This window comes from Pseudomonas fluorescens, from assembly GCF_902497785.1.
Lineage (GTDB): Bacteria > Pseudomonadota > Gammaproteobacteria > Pseudomonadales > Pseudomonadaceae > Aquipseudomonas > Aquipseudomonas fluorescens_BO.
In genome coordinates, this window is sequence record NZ_CABVHK010000011.1 from 69269 (window position 1) to 92961 (window position 23693).

General features: G+C 59.6%; 20 protein-coding genes. 6 read left to right on the forward strand and 14 right to left on the reverse strand.

Features of this window, described 5'->3' with window-relative positions; genetic code table 11:
* Positions 1–49: 49 nt before the first annotated feature.
* Complete coding sequence (locus tag F8N62_RS17505; protein WP_077750139.1) at positions 50–253, reverse strand: hypothetical protein; 204 nt, start codon at positions 251–253, stop codon at positions 50–52.
* A 637-nt stretch (positions 254–890) separates the two neighbouring features.
* On the opposite strand from F8N62_RS17505, the gene F8N62_RS17510 reads away from it, so the two are divergent.
* Positions 891–1160 carry a DUF1652 domain-containing protein gene (locus F8N62_RS17510; RefSeq protein ID WP_150711846.1) on the forward strand — a complete coding sequence of 90 codons (270 nt, stop codon included), beginning with the start codon at positions 891–893 and terminating at the stop codon, positions 1158–1160.
* 63 nt (positions 1161–1223) lie between these two features.
* On the opposite strand, the gene F8N62_RS17515 is transcribed toward F8N62_RS17510, so the two are convergent.
* From F8N62_RS17515 to F8N62_RS17565, 11 genes are all read right to left on the reverse strand, one after another.
* Positions 1224–1490 (reverse strand): DUF2790 domain-containing protein, encoded by a 267-nt coding sequence (locus F8N62_RS17515; RefSeq protein WP_150711847.1) that lies wholly within the window; start codon positions 1488–1490, stop codon positions 1224–1226.
* 289 nt (positions 1491–1779) lie between these two features.
* Positions 1780–2724, reverse strand: a complete 945-nt coding sequence (locus tag F8N62_RS17520; RefSeq protein WP_150711848.1) for a carbohydrate kinase family protein — start codon at positions 2722–2724, stop codon at positions 1780–1782.
* A 13-nt stretch (positions 2725–2737) separates the two neighbouring features.
* The gene (xylB, locus tag F8N62_RS17525; RefSeq protein ID WP_150711849.1) at positions 2738–4234 is read right to left on the reverse strand and encodes a xylulokinase; all 1497 of its coding nucleotides are present in this window, start codon (positions 4232–4234) and stop codon (positions 2738–2740) included.
* A gap of 184 nt (positions 4235–4418) precedes the next feature.
* Positions 4419–5891 carry a mannitol dehydrogenase family protein gene (locus F8N62_RS17530; RefSeq protein WP_150711850.1) on the reverse strand — a complete coding sequence of 491 codons (1473 nt, stop codon included), beginning with the start codon at positions 5889–5891 and terminating at the stop codon, positions 4419–4421.
* Positions 5892–5907: 16 nt separating this feature from the next.
* Positions 5908–7011, reverse strand: a complete 1104-nt coding sequence (locus F8N62_RS17535; RefSeq protein ID WP_150711851.1) for an ABC transporter ATP-binding protein — start codon at positions 7009–7011, stop codon at positions 5908–5910.
* Between the two features lie 181 nt (positions 7012–7192).
* Positions 7193–8023, reverse strand: coding sequence for a carbohydrate ABC transporter permease (locus tag F8N62_RS17540; RefSeq protein WP_150711852.1), 831 nt, complete (start codon positions 8021–8023; stop codon positions 7193–7195).
* A gap of 10 nt (positions 8024–8033) precedes the next feature.
* Positions 8034–8960 (reverse strand): carbohydrate ABC transporter permease, encoded by a 927-nt coding sequence (locus F8N62_RS17545; protein WP_150711853.1) that lies wholly within the window; start codon positions 8958–8960, stop codon positions 8034–8036.
* A 176-nt stretch (positions 8961–9136) separates the two neighbouring features.
* Entirely contained in the window at positions 9137–10447 is a 1311-nt protein-coding gene (locus F8N62_RS17550; protein WP_150711854.1) for an ABC transporter substrate-binding protein, read from the reverse strand.
* A 325-nt stretch (positions 10448–10772) separates the two neighbouring features.
* A complete protein-coding gene (locus F8N62_RS17555; protein WP_150711855.1) occupies positions 10773–11678 on the reverse strand; it encodes an AraC family transcriptional regulator in 906 nt (301 codons plus the stop codon).
* A 103-nt stretch (positions 11679–11781) separates the two neighbouring features.
* Complete coding sequence (locus F8N62_RS17560; protein WP_150711856.1) at positions 11782–13086, reverse strand: glycosyltransferase; 1305 nt, start codon at positions 13084–13086, stop codon at positions 11782–11784.
* A 96-nt stretch (positions 13087–13182) separates the two neighbouring features.
* On the reverse strand, positions 13183–13548 hold the full coding sequence (locus F8N62_RS17565; protein WP_150711992.1) for a response regulator: 366 nt from the start codon (positions 13546–13548) through the stop codon (positions 13183–13185).
* A 262-nt stretch (positions 13549–13810) separates the two neighbouring features.
* Between F8N62_RS17565 and F8N62_RS17570 the strand changes: the two genes are divergently transcribed.
* The 5 genes from F8N62_RS17570 to F8N62_RS17590 all read left to right on the forward strand — a co-directional run bounded on the left by F8N62_RS17570 (position 13811) and on the right by F8N62_RS17590 (position 20363).
* Positions 13811–17302 carry a response regulator gene (locus tag F8N62_RS17570; RefSeq protein ID WP_150711857.1) on the forward strand — a complete coding sequence of 1164 codons (3492 nt, stop codon included), beginning with the start codon at positions 13811–13813 and terminating at the stop codon, positions 17300–17302.
* Between the two features lie 25 nt (positions 17303–17327).
* Positions 17328–18143, forward strand: a complete 816-nt coding sequence (locus F8N62_RS17575) for a CheR family methyltransferase (protein ID WP_150711858.1) — start codon at positions 17328–17330, stop codon at positions 18141–18143.
* Complete coding sequence (locus F8N62_RS17580) at positions 18140–18733, forward strand: chemotaxis protein CheB (RefSeq protein WP_150711859.1); 594 nt, start codon at positions 18140–18142, stop codon at positions 18731–18733. Before F8N62_RS17575 ends, F8N62_RS17580 begins: the two co-directional genes overlap by 4 nt.
* Positions 18727–19908: a hybrid sensor histidine kinase/response regulator gene (locus F8N62_RS17585; protein WP_150711860.1), complete on the forward strand. Its 1182-nt coding sequence runs from the start codon at positions 18727–18729 to the stop codon at positions 19906–19908. The genes F8N62_RS17580 and F8N62_RS17585 overlap by 7 nt, the downstream gene beginning before the upstream one ends.
* Positions 19909–19985: 77 nt before the next feature.
* The gene (locus tag F8N62_RS17590; RefSeq protein WP_010460444.1) at positions 19986–20363 is read left to right on the forward strand and encodes a response regulator; all 378 of its coding nucleotides are present in this window, start codon (positions 19986–19988) and stop codon (positions 20361–20363) included.
* 106 nt (positions 20364–20469) lie between these two features.
* On the opposite strand, the gene F8N62_RS17595 is transcribed toward F8N62_RS17590, so the two are convergent.
* Positions 20470–22140 carry an ATP-binding protein gene (locus tag F8N62_RS17595; protein WP_150711861.1) on the reverse strand — a complete coding sequence of 557 codons (1671 nt, stop codon included), beginning with the start codon at positions 22138–22140 and terminating at the stop codon, positions 20470–20472.
* Positions 22137–23639 (reverse strand): ATPase domain-containing protein, encoded by a 1503-nt coding sequence (locus F8N62_RS17600; protein WP_150711862.1) that lies wholly within the window; start codon positions 23637–23639, stop codon positions 22137–22139. Before F8N62_RS17600 ends, F8N62_RS17595 begins: the two co-directional genes overlap by 4 nt.
* Positions 23640–23693: the final 54 nt, after the last annotated feature.

Genomic DNA, 23693 nt, shown 5'->3' on the forward strand with positions numbered 1-23693 from the left:
TGATCTCCGTTCAGTCAGGTCCGCGGGGCTGGGCGGCCCCGCGCAGGGGTTACTCGCCGGCGCCGCACTTGCCTTCGCCACATTTGCCTTCAGCCGGTTTTTCCGCGGTGTCGGCTTGAGCCTGGCTGTAGCCGTGGGCCAGTTGCTTCATGCTGAACGCTTCGGATTCGGAGGCCGAGGCGGCGTTGGACAGGGCCAGGCCGCCAGCGATGATCAGGCCGAGGGTCAGGGAAGAAGTCGAGAGCTTGAACATGGGTGATACTCCGGTGCATTGAGTGAGTTGAGTGCTTTGATCGGCGTGGCCAATCGACAGACACAGTTCATCAAGCGGGTGTATCTGCGATGTGTCGCTGGCGCGGGGTTTTAGGGCGGGGGTGTGTCAAGGGCGGGGTTGTACACACTGTGATACGCAGGCCTCGACTTTCAGGTCGAACGCAGTACAAAGGTGGGAGCGAGCCTGCTCGCGAAGGCATTGTGGCAGGTGTACCCAAACACCCACGCCACGCCCATCAAATTTCTCACTGTGCGAGTAGGCTCGCTCCCACAGCGGAAATAATCAGCCCGGCGGTAGTGCTGCGGGTCAATGAACCCAGGATGCCTTCTTGCGTGGGCGTAGAGTCAGCGGATACTGAATGAGCCGCCCGCATTTTTACTGCCTTGCGCCGCAAATCCTGGCTCGCCGGATTGCAATTTGCAGCGGTCAAGCATGGCTTTCTTGCATATTGCATGGCCCGATTTTTAGACGAAATCGCTAAACCATTGATTTACCGATGAACTGCAGGGCGGAATGTGAGGCATGTTTTATGCTGTAGCTGTTCCTTAAAGCTGACCGGTCTACAGAGTCAGTATTTGATTGTTGTTGGCTATCTCACACTCAGGAGAGGGTTGCCATGTTTCTTTCTGCCTTGGAACTCCGCAACATCGTAGAAAGCAGTTTTCTGCCGAAACGTTGTCAATGCACGCTGTCGCCGGACCTGTTAATGACCGTCAAGGTGTATTCGGACGGGGAAACCGACCAAGTGGATCTGTTAAAGACCGGGATCGATGCCAAGTCGCTTAATGGATGTCGGGAAATCAATGACCTGATCGCCACGTTGCGTTCTGACATGCAGGATCGGGCCAGCATCCAGACGCTACATCCCGACCGGCAAGCGCTTTAACCTGCTGTCATCTCCTTCGGGTCTGGCAAAATCGCCAGACCCGCGTTCGTTCCTTCCGACCGATTAATTCTGATAACTGCACGCATCCGACAGTTTGCGATAGGTAATCTCTGCGGGTTTGCCTGACGTATCGATGTACTTCATGTCCGCTGTAATGACTTTGCATTCCATTGTTGTGGGTTCGTTCAGCGAAATGACCTTGGCCACGTGCAGCGGCATGCCGTAGTGATAAGGCACGGCTTGAGAGGAGGCGGTGTCGTTGGCCTGCGCTAGCCCGGCAAAACCGGTGCAGGCGAGTGCGGCGGTAACCAGCAAAATGCGTGTGTTCATGAGTAATCTCCAGTGCAGACAGAAAGTAAGCTCGACGTAACGGGCGTCGAACCTGCCGCACTGGGCGTCAGAAAAACCTGAGGGCGTGCGGTCCAGTAAAGTCTTGGACCGCAGCGTTAAGCGATGGTTAACCCGGCTGAATGCCGCCTGTCGTGAAGGGGATCAACCGCCTGGCGGAATGCCTTCGCGAGCAGGCTCGCTCCCACAGTAGATCTTCAGCGGCCCCCGACTTGGCGTTCGGCGCCATCCCCCTGTGGGAGCGAGCCTGCTCGCGAAGAGGCCATCAGCTTCAGCGAAGATCCAACTGATGACGATACGGCAAATCCGGCCCGGTCTTGCTGCACGTCAACGCCGCAGCCCGCACCGCGAACTTCAACATCCCGTCGATCTGCTGGCGTTGCAGCGATTGCACACCTCCCACCGAATCCAGCTGGTGCTCGGTCAACCAGGTAATCAATGCGGCCTGAAAGGTATCGCCAGCGCCCACGGTGTCGGCCATTTTCACCTCACAAGCCGGCACCGACCAGGAACCGTGGTGACGGCTGAACACCGTCGCCCCCTCGCCACCCCGGGTCAAAAATACCAACTGACAGCGATGCTGCAGCCAGCCTTCGATTACCCGCTGCGGGTCCTGCTCCGGATACAACAGGCTCAAATCCTCATCGCTGACTTTGATCAGATCGGCCAGCTCGACCAGCGTCGCCACCCGCGAACGCCACAGGTCGATGTTCGGCTGCGGGTTGAGCCGCACGTTCGGATCGAGGCTGATCAGGCGCTTGCCGCTTTCGCGCTGGACCAAGGTCAATAGCGAGTCGGCAATCGGCTGCACCACGAGCGAGAACGAGCCGATGTGCAAGCCGCGCACCTCAGGCCCCAATTCCGGCAGATGCTCATGTTTTAACTGCCGATCCGCGCAGCCTTCGCCACGAAAGCTGTAATGCGGCGAACCGTTGGCACCCACTGCGACCATGGCCAGCGTGGTCGGTGCGGCGAAGTCGACGAGGTAGTCCGCGCGCACGCCTTCCTCCTCCAACACCTGTTGCAAGCGCCGGCCGAGGTAGTCCGTCGACAACCCCGCAAACAGCGCCGAGTCGACGCCCAAGCGGCGCAAACCGACCGCGACGTTGAATGGCGAGCCGCCGGCAATCGCCTTGAAATTCACTTTTGAAGCCAGGCCGCTGGCGTCTTCTTCACTGAAGAAATCGAACAGCGCTTCGCCACACACCAGGTACATAACTGCTCGCTCTTTAAAGGGTTGCGACATGCTGTTGATAGCGTTCATAGGCCTGCTGACAGGCCGCCACGTTTTCCGCGATCGGCAGGGTTTCGCTGGCGGGATCGAGCTTCACGCAACGCTCGCACACGTCCGCCAGACTGTCTTCCTGCCCGTTCGCCCGGGATGTGCACCACGCCGCCTGAATCGCCGCGCCAAGGGCGGCCGCTTCGCTTTGCTCGGTACAGATCACCTTGGTGTTCATGATGTCGGCGACGATCTGCCGCCACACCGGGCTTTTCGAGCCGCCGCCGATCAGGCAGATACTGCGGCTTTGTAAGCCATTTTGGCGCAACAGGTCCAGCCCGTAACGCAATCCGAAGGTGGTGCCTTCGACCACGGCGCGGCACAGGTTGGCTTGCGTCAGATTGGTCATGGTCAAGCCGAGCAGGCGGCCGGTGGCGTGGGGCAGGGCAGGCACGCGTTCGCCGTTGAGAAACGGCAGCATGCACACGCCGTCGGCACCGATGGGTGCTTGCGCGACGAGGCGGTTGAATTGTTCGAGATCCAGCGCGAACAGATCGCGAATCACCCCGGTGGCGTTGGTCAGGTTCATGGTGCAGATCAGCGGCAACCAGCCGCCGCTGGAAGAACAGAACGTCGCAACCGAAGGGTCCGGGCTGACGGTTGGCAGGTCGGCGTAGGCGTAAACCGTGCCCGACGAACCGAGGCTCATGGTGATCGCGCCCGGCCGGATATTGCCGGTGCCGATGGCGCCCATCATGTTGTCGCCGCCACCGCTGGACACCAGTGCTTTTGGGTTGATGCCCAAATGCTCGGCGATGCCCGGCAGTATTGTGCCCACCGCTTGATGGGCGTCGATCAGCTCGGGCAACGCGGCTTGCAAACGCCCGCTGGGGTCGATGTCGCGCAGCAGCTGCATATCCCACTGGCGAGTGCGCACATTGAAATATCCGGTTCCCGAGGCGTCGCCGTACTCGCTGCAACTGCGCCCGGTGAGCCAGAAGTTGAGGTAGTCGTGGGGCAGCAGGATGCGCGCGATCCTGGAAAAAACCGCCGGGTGCTGCTCTTTGGTCCAGAGCAACTTTGACAGGGTGTAGCCCGGCGCGATGACGACACCGAGGCGCTCGAGAGAACCCTTTTCACCGCAGAGCTGGCTAAGCAAGCGGTCGTTCTGCGGGGTGGATTCGGTGTCGCACCAGAGCTTGGCGGGGCGCAGAACCTGGCCTTGATCGTCGAGCAGGACCAGGCCGTGTTGCTGACCGGAAACGCCGACGCCGAGGATGGCCTGGCCATCGACGTTGGCGGCGCGCAACGCACGGCGGGTGGCGGACGTGAACGCTTCGAGCCATTGCGCGGTGTCCTGCTCACGGCGGCCGTCGGCGCCGCTGATCAGCGTGTGAGCGGCGGCGCCCTGGCCGAGGACTTTTCCGCTGACGGCATCAAGGACAATGGCTTTGGTGCCTTGGGTGCCGCAGTCGATGCCGAGAAATAGTTGTGGGTTTGCCATTGTAGGTCCTTGGTGTGTCAGGTCGATATCATGCGCATTCAGCCTATCGGGCGGCTGTCAGTCCGCCATCGCGGGCAAGCCCGCTCCCACAGTGGGCTGTGGTGAACACACATTTGTGAACGACATTAGTCCCTGTGGGAGCGGGCTTGCCCGCGATGACGGTGGTAGTTTCATCGCCATACTTTCAAGCCAGCACCCGCTCCAGCGTCCGCGTCACGCCCACCTCGCGCAAGCTGTTGCAACACCACTCAAACGCCGCGACAAATTCCGCCGAGCGGGGGATTTCCTTGCCAAAGATCTCTTCCACCTCCAGCAAGCGCTGGGTGATCAGCACATCATCCGCCACCAGCGCCTGACAGAAGGCCGCCCGCGGATCAGGAATCGAATAGGTCACGCCATTCTCATCCACCCCTTTCAAATACACCGCCCACGCCGCCACCACCAGCGCCGCACGCTTGGTCTCCTGGCCATCGGCAATTAAACGATTGATCGTCGGCACAGTGAACTTGGGAAACTTCGACGAACCGTCCGAACACACGCGCTCCAGCTGATCGGCAATCGCCTGATTGGAGAAGCGCTCCACCAGCGTTTGCTTGTACTCGGTCAGGTCGATCCCCGGCACGGACGAGAGTTGCGGCGTCACGTCAAGGTCCATGTAGGCCCGCATGTACCGCACAAACAGCGGGTCATTCATGGTCTCGTGGACGAAACGATACCCCTTCAAAAACCCCAGATAGGTCAGCGCCAGATGACTGCCGTTGAGCAGCTTGATTTTCATTTCTTCATAAGGCGTGACGTCGTCGGTGAACTGCACGCCGACCTTTTCCCACGCCGGGCGTCCGTTGACGAATTTGTCTTCGAGCACCCACTGCACAAACGGTTCGCAGACCACCGGCCAGGCGTCGTCCACAGCATGTTTGTCGGCCAGTTGCAGGCGATGCGTGGTGCTGGTCATCGGTGTGATGCGGTCGACCATTGCGTTGGGAAAACTCAGGTTGTCGGCGATCCAGTCATGCAGGTCTGCATCACGCAACGCGGCGAAGGCCAGCAACGCCTTGCGAGTGACCGCGCCGTTGTGCGGCAGGTTATCGCAGGACATCAGCGTGAACGCCGGCGTGCCGGCCGCACGGCGTTTGGCCAGCGCCGCGCAGAGAAAGCCGAACACGGTTTGTGGCGCATCCGGGTGCGCCAGGTCGTGCTGAATCTGCGGCAGGTGGGCCATGAATTCGCCGGTGCTGTCGTCGATGCAATAACCGCCCTCGGTGATGGTCAGCGAGACGATGCGGATCTCGGGGCTGGCCAGTTTGTCGATCAACGCTTGCGCGCCATCCTCGGCCAGCAGCATGTCACGGATTGCGCCGATGACCCGGACTTCGGTGTCGTCGGTATCGCCGAGCTCGAACAGGGTGAACAGGTAATCCTGTTCTTTCAGATCGTCCCGGGCGCGGCGGTCTTCGGCACGCAGGCCGACGCCGCAAATCGCCCAGTCCAGACCTTCGCCGGTGTTCATCAACGCGTCGGTGTAGTACGCCTGATGGGCGCGGTGGAAGCCGCCGACGCCAATGTGCGCGATGCCTTGGCGCGTGTCGCTCAGGGCGTAGGCGGGCAAGACCACCTCGGGGGCGAGGTGGTGCAGGTTAGGTTTATTGAGTTTCATCACAGGCTCTCTGAAGTCAGGCCGCAGCGCGCAACGGGCGGGTCAGCGCCATGCCGTCGGCATCGAATAAATGGCAGTGTCCGGCGTCCAGGTGCAGGTCCAAGGTTTCGCCGTAGCGGCTGGCCAGATCGCCGCGAACGCGCAGGGTCAGCGCTTCACCGGCCGAGGTCAGGACGTGGCAGAAGGTGTCGCTGCCCAGGCGTTCACTGACGTCGGCGGTGACTTGCAAGGTGCAGTCGCCGGGTTGCGCAAGGTTCAGGTGCTCCGGTCGAATGCCCAGGGTCACCGCACCGCCGACGCTCAGGTTGGCGCCGCTCAGCGGTAATGTGATGCGGGTGCCGGCATCGAGCGCCACTTCACAACTTTGGCTGTCGACGCGGGTGACCTTGCCCTTGAGGAAGCCCATTTTCGGCGTGCCGAGAAAGCCGGCGACGAACAGGTTGGCGGGCTGGTGATACAGGTCCAGCGGCGAGCCGACTTGCTCGATCTTGCCGCCATTCAATACCACCACTTTGTCGGCCATGGTCATGGCTTCCACCTGGTCGTGAGTCACGTAAATCATGGTGGCTTGCAGTTCTTTGTGCAGGCGCAGTAGTTCCAGACGCATCTGTACACGCAGGGCGGCGTCGAGGTTGGATAACGGTTCGTCGAACAGGAAAATTTTCGGGTTGCGCACAATGGCGCGGCCGATGGCGACCCGTTGCCGCTGGCCACCGGACAGTTGTTTCGGTTTGCGTTCCAGCATCGGCCCCAGTTCCAGGATGCGCGCCGCTTCGCCGACTTTCTTCTCGACTTCAGCTTTCGGTACGCCGGCCAGATCCAGGGCAAACGACATGTTTTTGCGCACGCTCATGTGCGGGTACAGGGCGTAGGTCTGGAACACCATCGCCAGGTCACGCTTGGCCGGGCTGACTTCGGTGATGTCACGGCCATCCAGTTCGATAGTGCCGCCGCTGACTTCCTCGAGCCCGGCGATCAGGCGCAACAGGGTAGATTTGCCACAGCCCGACGGGCCGACGAAGACTACGAATTCCTTGTCGTTCACTTCCAGGTCGATGCCTTTGATGATGGAAAAGCCTTCGAAGCCTTTTTGCAGATTCTTGATTTTCAGGTTGGCCATGGTGATGGGCCTCCGTTCGTTTTTATTCGTTAAACCGCGCGGTCTACTGTAGGAGCGAGCTTGCTCGCGATGGATTCACAGGCGACGCGTTCAATCATGCGGTACGCGTCATCGTTCACGTCCATCGCGGGCAAGCCCGCTCCCACAGGGATTTGTGTCGGGTCGGGGATCCGGGGTCGATTCATTTCACCGCACCAAACGACAAACCGCGCACCAGTTGTTTCTGGCTGATCCAGCCGAAGATCAGGATCGGCGCGCAGGCCAGGGTCGACACCGCTGACAATTTGGCCCAGAACAGCCCTTCAGGGCTTGAGTACGAAGCGATCAACGCAGTCAGCGGTGCAGCTTTCGACGAGGTCAGGTTCAACGACCAGAACGCCTCGTTCCAGCACAGGATCAGCGACAGCAACACGGTGGAGGCCAGCCCGCCCTTGGCGATGGGCAGCAGCACCCGGACCATTTCCTGCCACAGCGTTGCGCCGTCCAGTCGCGCCGCCTCGAGGATGTCTTTGGGGATGTCCTTGAAGTAGGTGTAAACCATCCAGACCACGATCGGCAGATTGATCAGCGTGTAGATCACGATCAGCGCGATGCGCGTATCGAGCAGGCCGAAACTCTTGGCCAGCAGGTAGATCGGCATCAGCACGCCCACCGGCGGCAGCATCTTGGTCGAGAGCATCCACAGCAGCGTGCCCTTGGTGCGTTGGGTTTCGTAGAACGCCATCGAGTAGGCCGCCGGCACCGCGATCAGCAGGCTCAGGGCCGTGGCGCTGAACGAAATCACCACCGAGTTCCAGGCGAAGCTGAAGTAGTCGCTGCGCTCGTTGATGTGCAGGTAGTTTTCCAGCGTCGGCGTGAAAATGAACTGCGGTGGCGTGGCGAAGGCGTCGATTTCGGTTTTGAAACTGGTCAGCACCATCCAGAAGATCGGAAAGAAAATCAGGATGGCGATGGCCCAGGCCAGAGTGCCGAGCAGCAGGCTTTGCAGGCGGCGGGATTGTTGAAGAGTCATGGCGCGGACCTCAGGCTTTGTCTGTCAGGTTTTTGCCGATCATGCGCACCAGCACGATGGCCGCGACGTTGGCAATCACCACCGCAATCAAGCCTCCGGCGGAGGCCATGCCGACGTCGAACTGCACCAGCGCCTGGTTGTAGATCAGGTAGGCGAGGTTGGTCGAGGCGTAGCCGGGGCCGCCGTTGGTGGTGGTGAAGATTTCGGCGAACACCGAGAGCAGGAAGATGGTTTCGATCATCACGACAACTGCAATCGGCCGTGCCAGGTGTGGCAGGGTCAGGTGCCAGAAAATCGCAATCGGCCCCGCACCGTCGAGGCGCGCGGCTTCTTTCTGTTCCTGGTCGAGGGACTGCATGGCGGTCATCAGGATCAGGATCGCGAAGGGCAGCCATTGCCAGGACACGATGATGATGATCGACAGCAGCGGGTAATGCGCGAGCCAGTCCACCGGCTGTGCGCCGAACAGTTTCCAGACGTAGGCGAGAATCCCCGAGACGGGATGGAAAATCAGGTTCTTCCAGATCAGCGCACCGACGGTGGGCATGATAAAGAACGGCGAAATCAGCATCACCCGCACGATGCCGCGACCGAGAAATTCACTGGCCTCCAGCAGCGCGCTGATCAGCACCCCGAGCACTACGCTGATCAGCAACACGCTGCCCACCAGCAGCAAGGTGTTGGTGGCGCCGGGCATGAAGCCTGAGTCCGTCAGGAAGTAGGTGAAATTCTCCAATCCGACAAATTCGTTTTCGCCTGGATTGAGCAGGTTGTAGCGGATCATCGAGAAGTAAACAGTCATGCCCAGCGGCACGATCATCCACAGCAGCAACAACGCCACCGAGGGGCTGACAAGAAACCAGCCGGGATTGGCCAGCCGACTTTTACGCGCGGGCTGGGCAAGGTCCATGTGTGTTTTGGCAGTTGAAATATTCATGGCGTTGAACCGATTTATGCAGACCTGTGAGGATCAGAATGTGGGAGCGAGCTTGTGTGGCGAGGGAGCTTGCTCCCGCTCGGCTGCGAAGCAGTCGCAAAGATCTTGGGGTCGCTACGCAACCCAGCGGGAGCAAGCTCCCTCGCCACAGGTTCGTTCCCACATTGAGTTACGGGTTACTTGGGATAACCCGCGCGCTTCATTTCACGTTCGGTGGTTTGCTGCGCGGCCGCCAGGGCCTGGTCGACGGTGGTCTGGCCGATCAGCGCCGCCGAGAACGACTTGCCCACCTGGGTGCCAATGCCCTGGAACTCGGGGATGGTCACCAACTGAATGCCGATGTAAGGCACAGGTTTGAGCGTCGGCTTGCTCGGGTCGGCCTTTTTCAGCGACTCCAGCGTGACCTTGGCGAACGGCGCGGCGCTCATGTACGCGGCGCTGTAGGTCGAGGCCCGAGTGCCTGGCGGCACGTTGGCGATGCCGTCCTTTTCCGCCACCAGCGCACCGTATTCCCTGGAGGTCGCCCAGACGCTGAAGGTCTTCGCCGCGTCCTTGGCTTTGGAACTGGTCGGAATCGCCAGCGCCCAGGAATAGAGCCAGGCCGAGCCTTTATCGGTGGTCTGGTGCGGCGCGTAAGTAAAGCCAACGTGTTCGCTGACCTTGCTCTGGGTTTTGTCGGTGACGAACGAGCCGGCGACGCTGGCATCCACCCAGATCGCACACTTGCCGCTGTTGAACAGCGCCAGGTTTTCATTGAAACCGTTACTCGACGCACCCGGCGGGCCGGATTTTTTCATGGTGTCGACGTAGAAATTCAGCGCGTTTTTCCACTCGGGACTGGTGAATTCGGGCTGCCATTTCTCATCGAACCAGCGTGCGCCATAGGCATTGGCGACCGTGGTGATCAGCGCCATGTTCTCGCCCCAGCCGGCCTTGCCGCGCAGGCAGATGCCGTATTGTTCTTTATCTTTGTCGGTGAGTTTGCTGGCGAATTCGCCGATCTGTTCCCAGGTCGGGTGCTCCGGCATGGTCAGCCCGGCGTCCTTGAACAGGTCGGTGCGGTAATAGGTGATGGAGCTTTCGGCGTAAAACGGCAGGGCGTACAGCGAACCTTTGACCGACAAGCCTTCGCGCACCGAAGGGAACACGTCGTCGAGGCCATAAGTGGCGGGCAAATCCTTCATCGGTTCCAGCCAGCCCTTGGCACCCCAGAGTGCGGCTTCGTACATGCCAATGGTCAACACATCGAACTGCCCGCCCTGAGTGGCGATGTCGGTGGTCAGGCGTTGGCGCAGGACGTTTTCTTCCAGCACCACCCAATTGAGCTTGATGTCCGGGTGCTCGGCCTCGAAGGTTTTCGAGAGCTTTTGCATGCGGATCATGTCGCTGTTGTTGACGGTGGCGATGGTCAGCGTCTGAGCGCCAAGGCTGACACTGCTGAGGGTCATGCAGGTGAGGGCTAGCAGAGCTTTTACCGAAGGTTGCATCGAGCACTCCTTTTCTGCACCCGGTGGGGGCAGAAGGACAGTTATTGTTTTTGTGTCTTCCGGGGCAGGAAGCATGTGCGTCGATTACAGCCTTCAATGGCGGATGAGACAAATCATCCATCGCACTGTGATCGATACTATTTTGCACTGGACTGAAGCGAGGGAGCTGCAAAAGATCGCAGCCTTCGGCAGCTCCTACATTTGGAATGCGGTTCCTGTGGGGCTTGCGATTTTCAAGCAAAAGATCGCAGCCTTCGGCAGCTCCTACATTTGGAATGCGGTTCCCCGTAGGAGCTGGCGAAGCCTGCGATCTTTTGATCTTTCTTTACCCGAGGTTTTGCTCAGTCAACCGCTGCACCGCCAACCGCCGATAGTGCGACGGCGTCATGCCTTTCAATTGCTGGAACCGTCGATTGAAATTGGAAATGTTATTGAAGCCCGACTCGAAACACACATCGGTCACCGGTTTATCGCCGTCGGCCAGCAATTCGCAGGACTTGCTGATGCGTAGCCGGTTGACGAATTCGATGAAGCAGCGCCCGGTGGCCTGTTTGAACACACGACTGAAATAGGTCGGCTTCATGCCGAGGTGCTCGGCGACTTCCTCCAGCGGCAGTTCGCGGGCGTAGTGGGCGAAGATGTAATCCACTGCGCGGTTAGTGCGATCGATGTTGTGTTCGTCCGCCAGTTGCGGCGTTGTCGCGCCGGACAGCAACTGGTAGTCATCGGTGCCGGCCAGCAGCTCCAGCAGAATGAAAAAATGCCCGAGCCGCGTCACTCCCTGGCTGTCGGCGATGCTTTGCATCAACGCCATGGCCTGGCGAATGGTGTTTTTGCAGCGAAACTCGATGCCGTATTGGGCGCGCTCCAGTAACGGCACCAGGGACTTGAGTTCGGCAAAGACATGATGGCCGCTCTCAAATAACTCGTCGGTGAAGTTGACCAGCATGTCGCGCTTGGGCACCACTTCATCCTCGGCGACCTGGCTGATCCAGTTGTGGGGCAGGTTGGGCCCGGTCAGGAACAGCGTTTGCGGATAGAAATTGCCAATGTAGTCGCCAATAAACACCTTGCCAGAGCTGGCGATAATCAGGTGCAGCTCGTATTCCTTGTGAAAATGCCAACGCACCAGGGGGCAGGGAAAGCCGTGCTGGCGGTAAATGATGGACAAGCCGTTGTGGTCGTCCATCAATTCGTAGGAAGGGTCGGTCACGCGGGCGGTTCGAGTCATGTCAGTGCGCTTTTGTTGTTATCGCGCCCTGATCATGCCTGCTTCGGGGCCGTCGAAGCCAGTGCCTGGCGACTTAACTGCGCATTGACAGAGAGGGGCCAGGTTACGAGGCCGTGGTCTGAGTGCGATTCTTGGCTTCAATCCATTGCGCCATGTATTGGGTACTTTTGTGTTGGTGATGACGCAGCATACTGCCGGTGAAGTTATCCCTTCTGATCGCGGGTAGATGTTCCAAGCAATGCACAAGCCGGGCGATCAATGCTGGACCGTGAACATTTTGCTGGTAACGGTTGCTGAGCAGTTGCAGCCCATGGGCCTGAGCTTCCTGCCATTGACGCGGGTCCTGATGAAGTTGCACGGCAGCGTCGGCGAAGGCCTGTGCGGTGCAGGTCACCGCGCCCGGCCATGGCTCCTCGCCATGCATCGCTTCGGCACCTGTCGGCGTCGTGACAATGGGCGTGCCGCACAGCATCGCATCGACGATTTTGCCTTTGATGCCCGCGCCGAAACGCAGCGGCGCCATGCACACCCGTGCGGCGGCCATGACTTGCAGCGCATCTTCTGCCCAGTTCATCACCCGAAAACCCTGGGCCGCGTTGTGCAGGGCAGTCGCCTTGGGCGGTGTGTAAGCGCCATAGATGTGCAATTGAGCACCCGGTAACTGCTGGCGGATAAGCGGCCAAATGGCGGTTTTCAACCAGAGCACCGCGTCCCAGTTGGGCGCGTGGCGGAAATTGCCGATATGCAGAAAGTGCGCGCGTTCGTCGAACGGCACCGGCGCCTGACTCGGCAAATCGACCATCAGCGGGCACCAGTGCAACAGGTCGCGCGGCAGTTTGAACTGCTCGACCAGTAACTCGATTTCCACCTCGGAGATCATCAGGTTCAAGTCGCACCGATAAATCGCCGCGATTTCCCGTTTGGCCAGGTCCGTGTCGGCCATGAATTCGAATTCTTCGCGCAACGCCGGTGCGAACAGTGCGCTGAAGTCATTGGCGTCATCACTGTCTTTCAAACGCTGCTTGAGCCGCTGATGCCGGGCATCGCGCAGGCTTTGCAGGTCCGATGTCTCGAGCACCCGCACCGCGTCGGGACAATGCTTTTCAACGCGCCAGCCGAACTGCTCTTCCATCATGAAACGGTCGAACATCACGACATCCGGGGCCAGTTCGGTGATGAAGGTGTCGAAATTGCTGTTGTTCAGCTCGATCGGTACTTCGGCAATGCCCAGCGCCGTTAAGTCGGCCCGATGTTCGCCGCTGCGCGCCGGACTGCTGAACGTGATGTCCCAGCCTTGCTGCAAAAAGGTATCGAGGATCTGCATCATATGCCCGCCGGCCGCCGAAGAAGCGGGTTCGGGCCAGACGTAACCAATGACCAGGACTTTGGTTGCGCGGGTTTGGCTCATGCAGAAACATTCCTTAAAGCGGGCCTTGGGGCGGGGCGGGAAGAAAGCGGGGCGCAATTAAACCACAGGCGCTGACGATTCCCGAGGCCGCAGCGCTCAGGCTTGCGCGAGAATGCTTCTGACTTTGTCGCGCAACTGATCGATGGAGAAAGGCTTGCCGATTACGTGCATCCCCGCCGGCGCATCGATGCTCTCGGCATAGCCGCTGGCGAACAGGATGGGCAGCTCCGGGCGAACCAGGCGTGCCTGTGTGGCGAGTTCGCGGCCATCCATCACTGGCAAGCCGACGTCGGTCATCATCAGATCGATGTATTGATCTTCATCGTTGAGAAACGCCAGCGCCTGTTCGCATCCATCTGCCTCCAATACCTTGAATTCCAGCTCCTCCAGGACATCGACGATCAGCATGCGCACGATGTCGTCGTCTTCTACGACCAGGATGACGGATTTTTCGGCGGACATAATGGGGCTCTCAAAAATGGAAAGTACGGTGGGCCGGTCGATCAAAATCACCGGGCTCTTGCATCAGTAAGTAGCGAAGCCCGACAAGTTCCCGGACACCCAGGAAAAAGAATAGCTGCACTCAGCCCTGCAAGGGTAACCGCTCCTTTGCGCTGGAGCAGCTGAATGTAGGATTTTGCGTGAAATCACGTCAGAAAATTGGATCAATACGGCCGATTTGGGGCAAACTCCGTGGCTTTCAACAGTTCGACAAGGCTTCCCCATGACCACTGCGTCTTCGGTTGATGAGCAACGATTCCGTAAACTCCTGAGCCGCAACGTCAGCCTGCCGTTGGGTGTGGGCGTGCTCAGTGCGGTGTTTTTTGTCTCGCTGATCACCTATTTACTGTCGGTGATCCAGTGGGTCGAGCACACTGACCGGGTGATCAATAACGCCAATGAAGCGGTGAAACTGACCGTTGATCTGGAAACCGGCATGCGTGGCTTCCTGCTCAGTGGTGACGAGAAATTCCTCGAACCCTACGAAACCGCCCGGCCACGCGTCGCAGTGGCGGTCAAGACCTTGCTCGAACTGACCGCGGACAACCCGGTGCAGACGGATCGCTTGCGAAGGCTTGAGGCCTTGCAGGGTGAATGGGCCAGCTACGCGCAGAGCATGATCGACATGCAGCGCGCGAACGGTGATTACCGCAGTGTCGTCAAGGCCGGGCGCGGCAAACGCCTGACCGACGAGATTCGCAAGCAATTCGAAGACGTGATCGAGATGGAGCAGCAGTTGCGCGCCGCGCGCAACGAGGAAGTGCGCCGCACCACGATCTGGAGCATCAGCCTGTACCTTGTGTTTGTCCTCGGTATCAGCGCCTTGCTCGCCTACATCGGCCGTCGGGATTTGATCAACCTCTCGCAAAGCTACGGCGCCACGCTCGCAGCGCAACAGGCCAGCGCCCATCGCCTGGAGCAGCAAGCCTGGCTGCGCAACGGCCAGACCGAACTGGCCGAGCAGGTACTGGGGCAACTGTCGCTCAATACCCTGGGTCGCAACATTCTGCAGTTTTGTGCGCAATACCTCGGCACCGCCGTTGCCGCCATTTACGTGCGTGAAGAACACGGTGGCCTCAAGCGCGTCGCGTCGTATGGTTTTTCCCGCGAGCAGGAGGAACGCGATCAGCAGATCTACAGCGGTGAGGGGATTGTCGGCCAGGTCGCTCAACTGGCGCGTCTGATCCGCCTCGACCACGTTCCGACCGATTACTTCAAGGTCACGTCCGGTCTGGGCGAAGGCCTGCCGCACAGCGTTCTGGTGGTGCCAACCAGTGACGATGAGCGGGTCAACGGCGTGATCGAGCTCGGTTTCCTGCGGCCACTGGACGAGCGCGACATCGAACTCCTCGAACTGATATCCAGCAATATCGGCACGTCTATCGAAGCCGCGCGCTATCGCCAACGTCTCCAGGAAGTGCTCGCCGAGACCCAGCAGCTTAATGAAGAGCTGCAGGTTCAGCAGGAGGAACTCAAGACTGCCAACGAGGAACTGGAAGAGCAGTCGCGGATTCTCAAGGAATCCCAGGCGCATCTGGAAACCCAGCAGGTGGAGCTGGAGCAGACCAACGAACAGCTCGCCGATCAGGCGCAGATCCTGGCTGACCAGCGAGATGCCATGGACTTGAAGAACACCGAACTCAATCAGGCCCAGGCCCAGTTGGAAGAACGTGCCGAAGAATTGCAGCGCTCGAGCAAGTACAAGTCCGAATTCCTCGCCAACATGTCCCACGAACTGCGTACGCCGTTGAACAGTTCGTTGATCCTGGCCAAGTTGCTGGCGGAAAACCCCCAGGACAACCTCAGCGCCGAGCAGGTGAAATTCGCCGAGTCGATCTATTCTGCCGGTAATGACCTGCTGAACCTGATCAACGACATCCTCGATATCTCCAAGGTCGAGGCCGGCAAACTCGAGGTGCGCCCGGAGAACACCAGCGTCGCGCGCCTGGTGGACGGGTTGCGCGGAATGTTCCAGCCCTTGGCGACTGACAAGCGGCTGGACTTCCAGGTCGATCTGCAACCCGGTTCACCGATGATGATCTACACCGACCGCCAGCGTCTGGAGCAAGTGATCAAGAACCTGCTGTCGAACGCGGTCAAGTTCACCGAGAAAGGTTCGGTCAGCCTGACCATTGCCAGTCAGCCGAACGACGGCATCGCTTTCGTGGTTCGTGACTCCGGGATTGGTATCGCGGCGGATCAGCAGGAGAGCATTTTCGAAGCGTTCCGCCAGGCCGATGGCACCACCAATCGCCGTTACGGCGGCACCGGCCTCGGTCTGTCGATCTCCCGTGATCTGGCGGCGTTGCTCGGCGGTTCGATCAGCGTCACCAGCGAACCGGGGCAGGGCAGTGTGTTTACCCTGGTGCTGCCGCAGCAATACGTCGAGCCGGGGGAGACCTCGCCGCAGCCGATAAAGACTTCGCCGGTGGTGCCAACGCCGAGGGTGGCCACTGCCGCGCTGGTGCCGCTGATCGCAGAAGTCGATATACCGCGCTTCAATGACGACCGCACCAAAGCGCCGTTCAACACGCGTTGCATTCTCGTGGTGGAAGATGAGCCTAACTTTGCGCACATCCTCTACGATCTTGCGCATGAGTTGGGTTATCAGTGCCTGGTGGCCCACGGTGCCGATGAAGGGTACGACCTGGCCCGGGATTACATTCCTGACGCGATCCTGCTGGACATGCGCCTGCCCGATCATTCCGGCCTGACCGTGCTGCAACGCCTGAAGGAGAACGCGCAAACCCGGCACATTCCGGTGCACGTGATTTCCGTTGAAGACCGTGTCGAGGCGGCGATGCACATGGGTGCGATCGGTTACGCGGTCAAACCGACCACTCGCGAAGAGCTCAAGGACGTGTTTGCCCGCCTGGAAGCCAAGCTGACCCAGAAGGTCAAGCGCGTGCTGTTGGTCGAGGACGATGACTTGCAGCGCGACAGCATTGCGCGGCTGATCGGCGACGAGGACATCGAGATCACCGCCGTCGGTTTCGCCCAGGAAGCGCTCGAGCTGCTGCGCACGACGATATTCGACTGCATGATCATCGACCTGAAATTGCCTGACATGCTAGGCAACGATCTGCTCAAGCGCATGTCCACCGAGGACATCTGCTCGTTCCCGCCGGTCATCGTCTATACCGGGCGCAACCTGACCCGCGATGAAGAGGCCGAACTGCGCAAGTATTCGCGCTCGATCATCATCAAGGGTGCACGCTCTCCGGAACGGCTGCTGGATGAGGTCACACTCTTTCTGCACAAAGTTGAATCGAAGTTGTCCCATGAGCGGCAGAAGATGCTCAAGACTGCGCGCAGCCGCGACAAGGTGTTCGAGGGCCGCAAGGTGCTGTTGGTGGACGACGATGTCCGTAACATCTTCGCCCTCACCAGCGCGCTGGAGCAAAAGGGTGCAGTCGTGGTCATTGGCCGGAACGGTCGTGAGGCGATTGAAAAGTTGAATGAAGTCGAGGACATCGATCTGGTGTTGATGGACGTGATGATGCCGGAGATGGATGGTTTCGAAGCCACCATCGAGATCCGCAAGGACCCGCGCTGGCGCAAGCTGCCAATCATTGCGGTGACGGCAAAGGCGATGAAGGACGATCAGGAGCGCTGCCTTCAGGCGGGCTCCAACGATTACCTGGCCAAGCCCATCGACCTGGATCGCCTGTTCTCGTTGATTCGTGTGTGGTTGCCGAAAATGGAACGCATCTAATGCAGCATCTAGTGGAAAGCTTCTAGTGGAACGGAACACCGAAATCGAATTGCGCTTGCTGATTGAGGCGATCTACCTCAAATACAGCTATGACTTTCGCGATTATTCCGGCGCCTCGATCAAGCGCCGCGTCCAGCACGCGTTGGGCCAGTTCGAGTGCGCGACCATTTCCGCCCTGCAGGAAAAGGTCCTGCACGATCCGACGGCGTTTATGCAACTGCTGCAATTGCTGACGATTCCGGTCAGCGAAATGTTCCGCGATCCTTCGCACTTCCTCGCCATCCGCCAGGAAGTGGTGCCGCTGCTCAAGACCTATCCGTCGATCAAGATCTGGATCGCCGGTTGCAGCACCGGTGAAGAGGTTTACTCGATGGCGATCCTGTTGCGCGAAGAAGGCTTGCTGGACCGCACCATCATCTACGCCACCGATATCAACCCGCGTTCGCTGGACAAGGCCAAGCAGGGGATTTTCTCCATGGAAAATGTCCGCGCCTACACCTCCAATTATCAGCAGGCCGGTGGTCAGTGTTCATTCGCCGACTACTACACGGCGGCTTACGGCTACGCGATTTTCGACAAGAGCCTGTGTGAAAACGTGACCTTCGCCGATCACAGCCTCGCGACCGACAGTGTCTTTTCAGAAACTCAATTAATTTCGTGCCGTAACGTATTGATATATTTCAATAAAAAACTTCAGGATCGCGCGTTCGGATTGTTCCACGAGTCGCTGTGCCATCGCGGTTTCCTGGTGCTGGGCAGTAAGGAAACTCCGGATTTTTCGGCCTTCGGCAAGCAGTTCGAGCCGTTGGTCAAACAAGAACGGATCTACCGAAAATCATGAACGACGCCGCTATCCTGCCTTCAGTCGAAGCCATTGTGATTGGCGCATCCGCCGGTGGTGTGGAGGCGTTGCTGAATATTCTCAGCCCTCTGCGCAAAGGCTTTGCGCTGCCCATCATTGTGGTCTTGCACTTGCCGGACGAGCGTCGTAGCCACTTGGCCGAAGTGTTTGCCCGACGCGTGTCGCTGCGGGTGCAAGAGGCCAGTGACAAGACGCCGGTCGAAGCCGGAACGCTGTATTTCGCCACGCCGGGTTATCACTTGTCGGTGGAGCAGGACCGCACGCTGTCCTTGAGCCTCGAAGACCGCGTGCATTATTCGCGGCCGGCCATCGACTTCCTGTTGGAGTCGGCTGCCGACGCCTACGGCCCGAAGCTTGCCGCTGTGTTGTTGACCGGCGCTAACCGCGACGGCGCGAGCGGCATGGCGCATGTCAAGCAACGCGGCGGCCTGACCATCGTGCAGGACCCCGACGAGGCGCAGGTCGCCGTCATGCCCCGGGCAGCGCTGGATGTGCTTCAGCCAGACCACATACTCCCTATACGCGGCATCGGCCGTCTGCTTGTCGAGCTGGAACGAATAGCATGCTAAGTAACATTCAAGCCAAACTGCTGATCGTCGACGATCTGCCGGAGAACCTGTTGGCGCTCGAAGCGCTGATCAAGCGTGAAGACCGCCTGGTCTACAAAGCCTTGTCCGCCGACGAAGCCTTGTCGCTGCTGCTGCAACACGAATTCGCCATGGCCATTCTCGACGTGCAGATGCCCGGCATGAATGGTTTCGAGCTGGCCGAATTGATGCGCGGCACCGAGAAAACCAAGAACATCCCGATTGTGTTTGTCAGTGCCGCCGGTCGTGAATTGAACTATGCGTTCAAGGGCTACGAAAGCGGCGCCGTGGACTTTCTGCATAAACCGCTGGATATCCACGCGGTCAAGAGCAAGGTCAACGTGTTCGTCGATCTGTACCGCCAGAGCAAGGCGATGAAGCAACAGGTCGAAGCCCTCGAGCAGAGCCGTCGCGAACAGGAAGCGCTGCTCAAGCAGTTGCAGAGCACACAGCTGGAGCTGGAGCAGGCGGTGCGCATGCGCGATGACTTCATGTCGATTGTCGCCCACGAAGTGCGCACGCCGCTCAATGGCCTGATTCTCGAAACCCAGCTGCGCAAGATGCACCTGGCCCGCGACAATGCCGCGGCGTTCGCCCTGGACAAGATGCACGCAATGGTCGACCGCGATGAACGGCAGATCAAAAGCCTGATCCGGCTGATCGAAGACATGCTCGACGTCTCGCGGATTCGCACCGGCAAATTGTCGATCCGACCGACGCGCTTCGATTTGTCGGCGCTGGTGCGCAACCTGTTGCAGAATTTTGCGCCGCAGATCGACGCCGCCGAGTGCTCCGTCTCCCTGGAGGCCGGGCAAACGGTGGAGGGCCGCTGGGACGAATTTCGCATTGAACAGGTGATTTCCAACCTGCTGACCAACGCGTTGCGTTACGGTGCCAAGAGCCCGATCACCGTGAAGGTGTACAGTGACAACGGTCAGGCCCTGGTGGAAGTGCGCGATCACGGGATCGGCATTGGCGAAGAAAACCAGAAACGCATTTTCCAGCAGTTTGAACGGGTGACGGCTAAACATGCCGTCGCCGGTCTGGGCCTGGGGTTGTTTATTTCGGAACAGATTGTGACCGCCCATGGCGGTACCATTACCGTCGAGAGCCGGATTGGCGAAGGCGCCTTGTTTCGCGTTTGTCTGCCGCTGTAGGAAAACAGCCAGAAAAACGCAACCTCTGATCGACCTCACGGTCGTATCAGCAGCTATTGACCGAACATAGGCTTCCCATGAGTGAAGATGCACAAGACGTCGTATTGATCGTCGAAGATGACCCCTCGATTCTGATGGTGCTGTCGGCCTATCTGTCGGGTGAGGGCTACCGGGTATTGCAGGCCGAAAACGGCGAGCAGGCCTTCGAAATTCTGGCGAGCAAGCCGCATCTGGACATGATGATTACCGATTTTCGTCTGCCGGGCGGCATCTCTGGCGTGCAGATCGCCGAACCCGCCGTGAAACTGCGACCGGAACTCAAAGTGATTTTCATCAGCGGCTACCCGCAGGAAATCCGCGAGACCGACAGCCCTATCACGCGCAAGGCGCCGATTCTGGGCAAACCGTTCGATCTGGATGTTTTGCAGGAATTGATGCAGGACATGCTGTCGTAAACCGGACCCTGTAGGAGCTGCCGAAGGCTGCGATCTTTTGATCTTATGAAAAGCAAGATCAAAAGATCGCAGCCTTCGGCAGCTCCTACGCCGGGATTGAGTGGCGTCAAATGCGGATCATCTCCCGCACCTTCGCTGTCAGCAGGTCGAAGGTAAACGGCTTGGTGATCATCTGCATGCCCGGATCGAGGAATCCGCCGCGTACCGCCGCGTGTTCCGCGTAGCCGGTGATGAACAGCACTTTCAGGTCGGGCCGGTACTGCCTGCCGATTTCCGCCAGTTGCCGGCCGTTCATGCCCGGTAACCCGACGTCACTGATCATCAGATCGATACGCTGTGCGGAATCGAGAATCGGCACCGCGCTGTCGGCATCGCCCGCCTCGACAAAGGCATAACCCAGCTCGCCCAGCACTGTACTCACCAGCACCCGCACTGCCGGGTCATCCTCGACGATCAGCACCGTTTCGCCTTCCTGAGCCAACAAGGGATGCTGGACGTCTTGCGGATCGTCCTGAGGTACATCGCCGCCAAACCGCGGCAGATACAGGCTCACGGTGGTGCCTTTGCCCACTTCACTGTCAATGGCCACGTGCCCGCGCGATTGTTTGCTGAAACCATAAATCATCGACAACCCCAGGCCGGTGCCCTGGCCGATGGGCTTGGTCGTGAAGAAAGGATCGAAGGCGCGATTCATCGTGGATTCCGGCATGCCGCAACCAGTATCCGTGACGCTCAGTACCACGTAGTCGCCCGGCTCCAGGTTGCTGTGGGCGTCGGTGAAGGCGTGATCCAGAAACTGATTGGCGGTTCTGACCACCAGCTTGCCGCCGTCGGGCATGGCATCCCGCGCATTGATCACCAGGTTGAGCAGGGCGCTTTCCAGTTGATTGGGGTCGGCCTCGGCTACCCACAATGGCGAGTTCAACTGCATGTCGAGCTGGATGCTTTCATTGATGCTGCGCTGCAGCAGCTCGCCCATGGACACCACCAGCTCGTTCATTTCGACCGGCTTGGAATCCAGCGACTGGCGCCGCGAGAACGCCAGCAAGCGGTGGGTCAGGCTGGCCGCGCGGTTGGCCGACGTCACGCCGAGGTCGATCAGGCTGTCGAGGTCTTCAGTGCGGCCACGGGACAACCGCCGGCGCAGCAGCTCGAGGCTGCCGATGATCCCGGTCAGCATGTTGTTGAAGTCGTGGGCAATGCCGCCGGTGAGCTGACCGACCGCTTCCATCTTCTGCGACTGGCGCAGGGCTTCTTCGTTGTGGCGCAACTGCGCGGTGCGTTCCTCGACCTGCTGTTCCAGGGTTTCAAGGGTGGTTTGCAGGCGCAGCTCGCTCTGACTGAGATCGACCAGCCGGTCCCTGGCTTCGTACTGTCGTCGTCGTCCGCGCAACGCAGTGGTCACCAGGCTGATCAGGGTTACCGGATGAAAAGGGCGCTCGAGAAAGGTGATGTTGCCCAGTTGCGGGCCGAAACGTGAGGCGGGATTCTGTTCCGGGCCGCCATGGTAGGTCATCAGCACAATCGGCAGATCGGACCAGGTCGGTTGCTGTTCGATCAGCCCGAACAGCGGTTCGAGATCAGCGCCCAACAATGCCTCGGAGGAGATCAACAGCAGGCCCGCCCCTTGCTCAAGCTCGGCGCACAAGCCGATCAGATCCCGGGTGATGACGCCGTCGTAACCCGCTTCGTTGAGCATCAACAGTGCGATTTGGCTGTCACGTCCCAGCGGCGCGAGAATGATCGCGCGCTCGGACGTCGCTAGCTGCACCGTCACGGGTTTTTGTCCTTAAGCAAGGGTGGGGTTTCGCCGACGTAGGTCGGTACACCGCGCAACACGCCCTGGAACGCGTCCAGTGGCTCGCCAATGGTCATGCCTTGCTGGCTGATACGGTATTCGCGGATGGTGGTTTCATGGCTGCCGGTACGTTTCTTGATGACCGAGATCGCACGGCGAACCTGGCCCAGCGCCTCGAAGTAGCGCAGCAGGATCACCGAATCGGCCAGGTAGGTGATATCGACCGGGGCCTGCATGTCGCCGACCAGTCCGTGCTGGGCAACGGTCATGAAGGTCGCGGCGCCGCGGCGATTGAGGTAGAGCAGCAGTTCATGCATGTGCAGCACCAGGGCGTTTTCTTCGGGCATTGCCGCCTGATAGCCGTTGATGCTGTCGATGACCACGGTTTTGATTTGTTGCTGGTCGACGCAGCGGCGAACCCGGTGGGAAAACTCGCCGGGGGACAATTCCGCCGCATCCACTTGCTCGATCAACAGATTGCCGGTGTCTTGCAGGGCTTTCAGGTCGATGCCCATGTTGCGCATGCGCTCGAACAGCAAGCCGAGTTCTTCATCGAAAATGAACAGCGCGGCTTTTTCCCCGCGCGCCACGGCGGCAGCGGCGAAGATCATCGAGATCAGCGATTTGCCAGTACCGGCCGGGCCGAGGATGAGGGTGCTGGACCCGGTCTCGATGCCACCGCCGAGCAGGGCGTCCATTTCGCGGATGCCGCTGGTGAGTTGGGTGCGCACGTACTCGCCGCGATGTTCGGCCGCGACCAGGCGCGGGAACACGTGCACACCGTCGCCCATGATGGTGAAGTCGTGAAAACCGCCGCGATACTTTTGTCCACGGTATTTGACCACGCGGACGCGCCGGCGCTCGGCGCCATAGTTGGGCGTCAGTTCTTCAAGGCGAATAACCCCGTGGGCGACGCTGTGCACGGTTTTGTCGAGGGATTCAGTGGTCAGGTCGTCCAGCAGCACCACCGTGGCGTCATAGCGCACGAAGTAGTGTTTGATCGCGAGGATCTGGCGGCGGTAGCGCAGGGAGCTTTGCGCCAACAGGCGAATTTCGGAGAGGCTGTCGAGCACCACACGGGTCGGCTTGACCCGTTCGACCACTTCGAAGATCTGCTTGGTGGCTTCGCCCAGTTCGAGGTCCGAGGAGTACAACAGGCTTTGTTGATGCTCGGCATTGAGCAGGCTTTCCGGTGGCGTCAGCTCGAAGATGTGGATGTTTTCATCCAGCTCCCAGCCATGGGACAAGGCCCCTTGACGTAGTTCGCGTTCGGTTTCGGACAGGGTGATGTACAACGAGCGCTCGCCGGATTTGGCGCCGGCGATCAGATATTGCAAAGCGACGGTGGTTTTGCCGGTGCCGGGTTCGCCCTCAAGCAAAAACACATGACCGCGGGACAATCCGCCGGCCAGGATGTCATCCAGACCTTCGATGCCGGTGGCGGCTTTTGCACTGAACAACTCGTTAGATGTAGACAAAAAAAGCCCTCTCATGACTAGGGGAAGCGAGGCAGCAGGCCTGAAGAGCCTGAA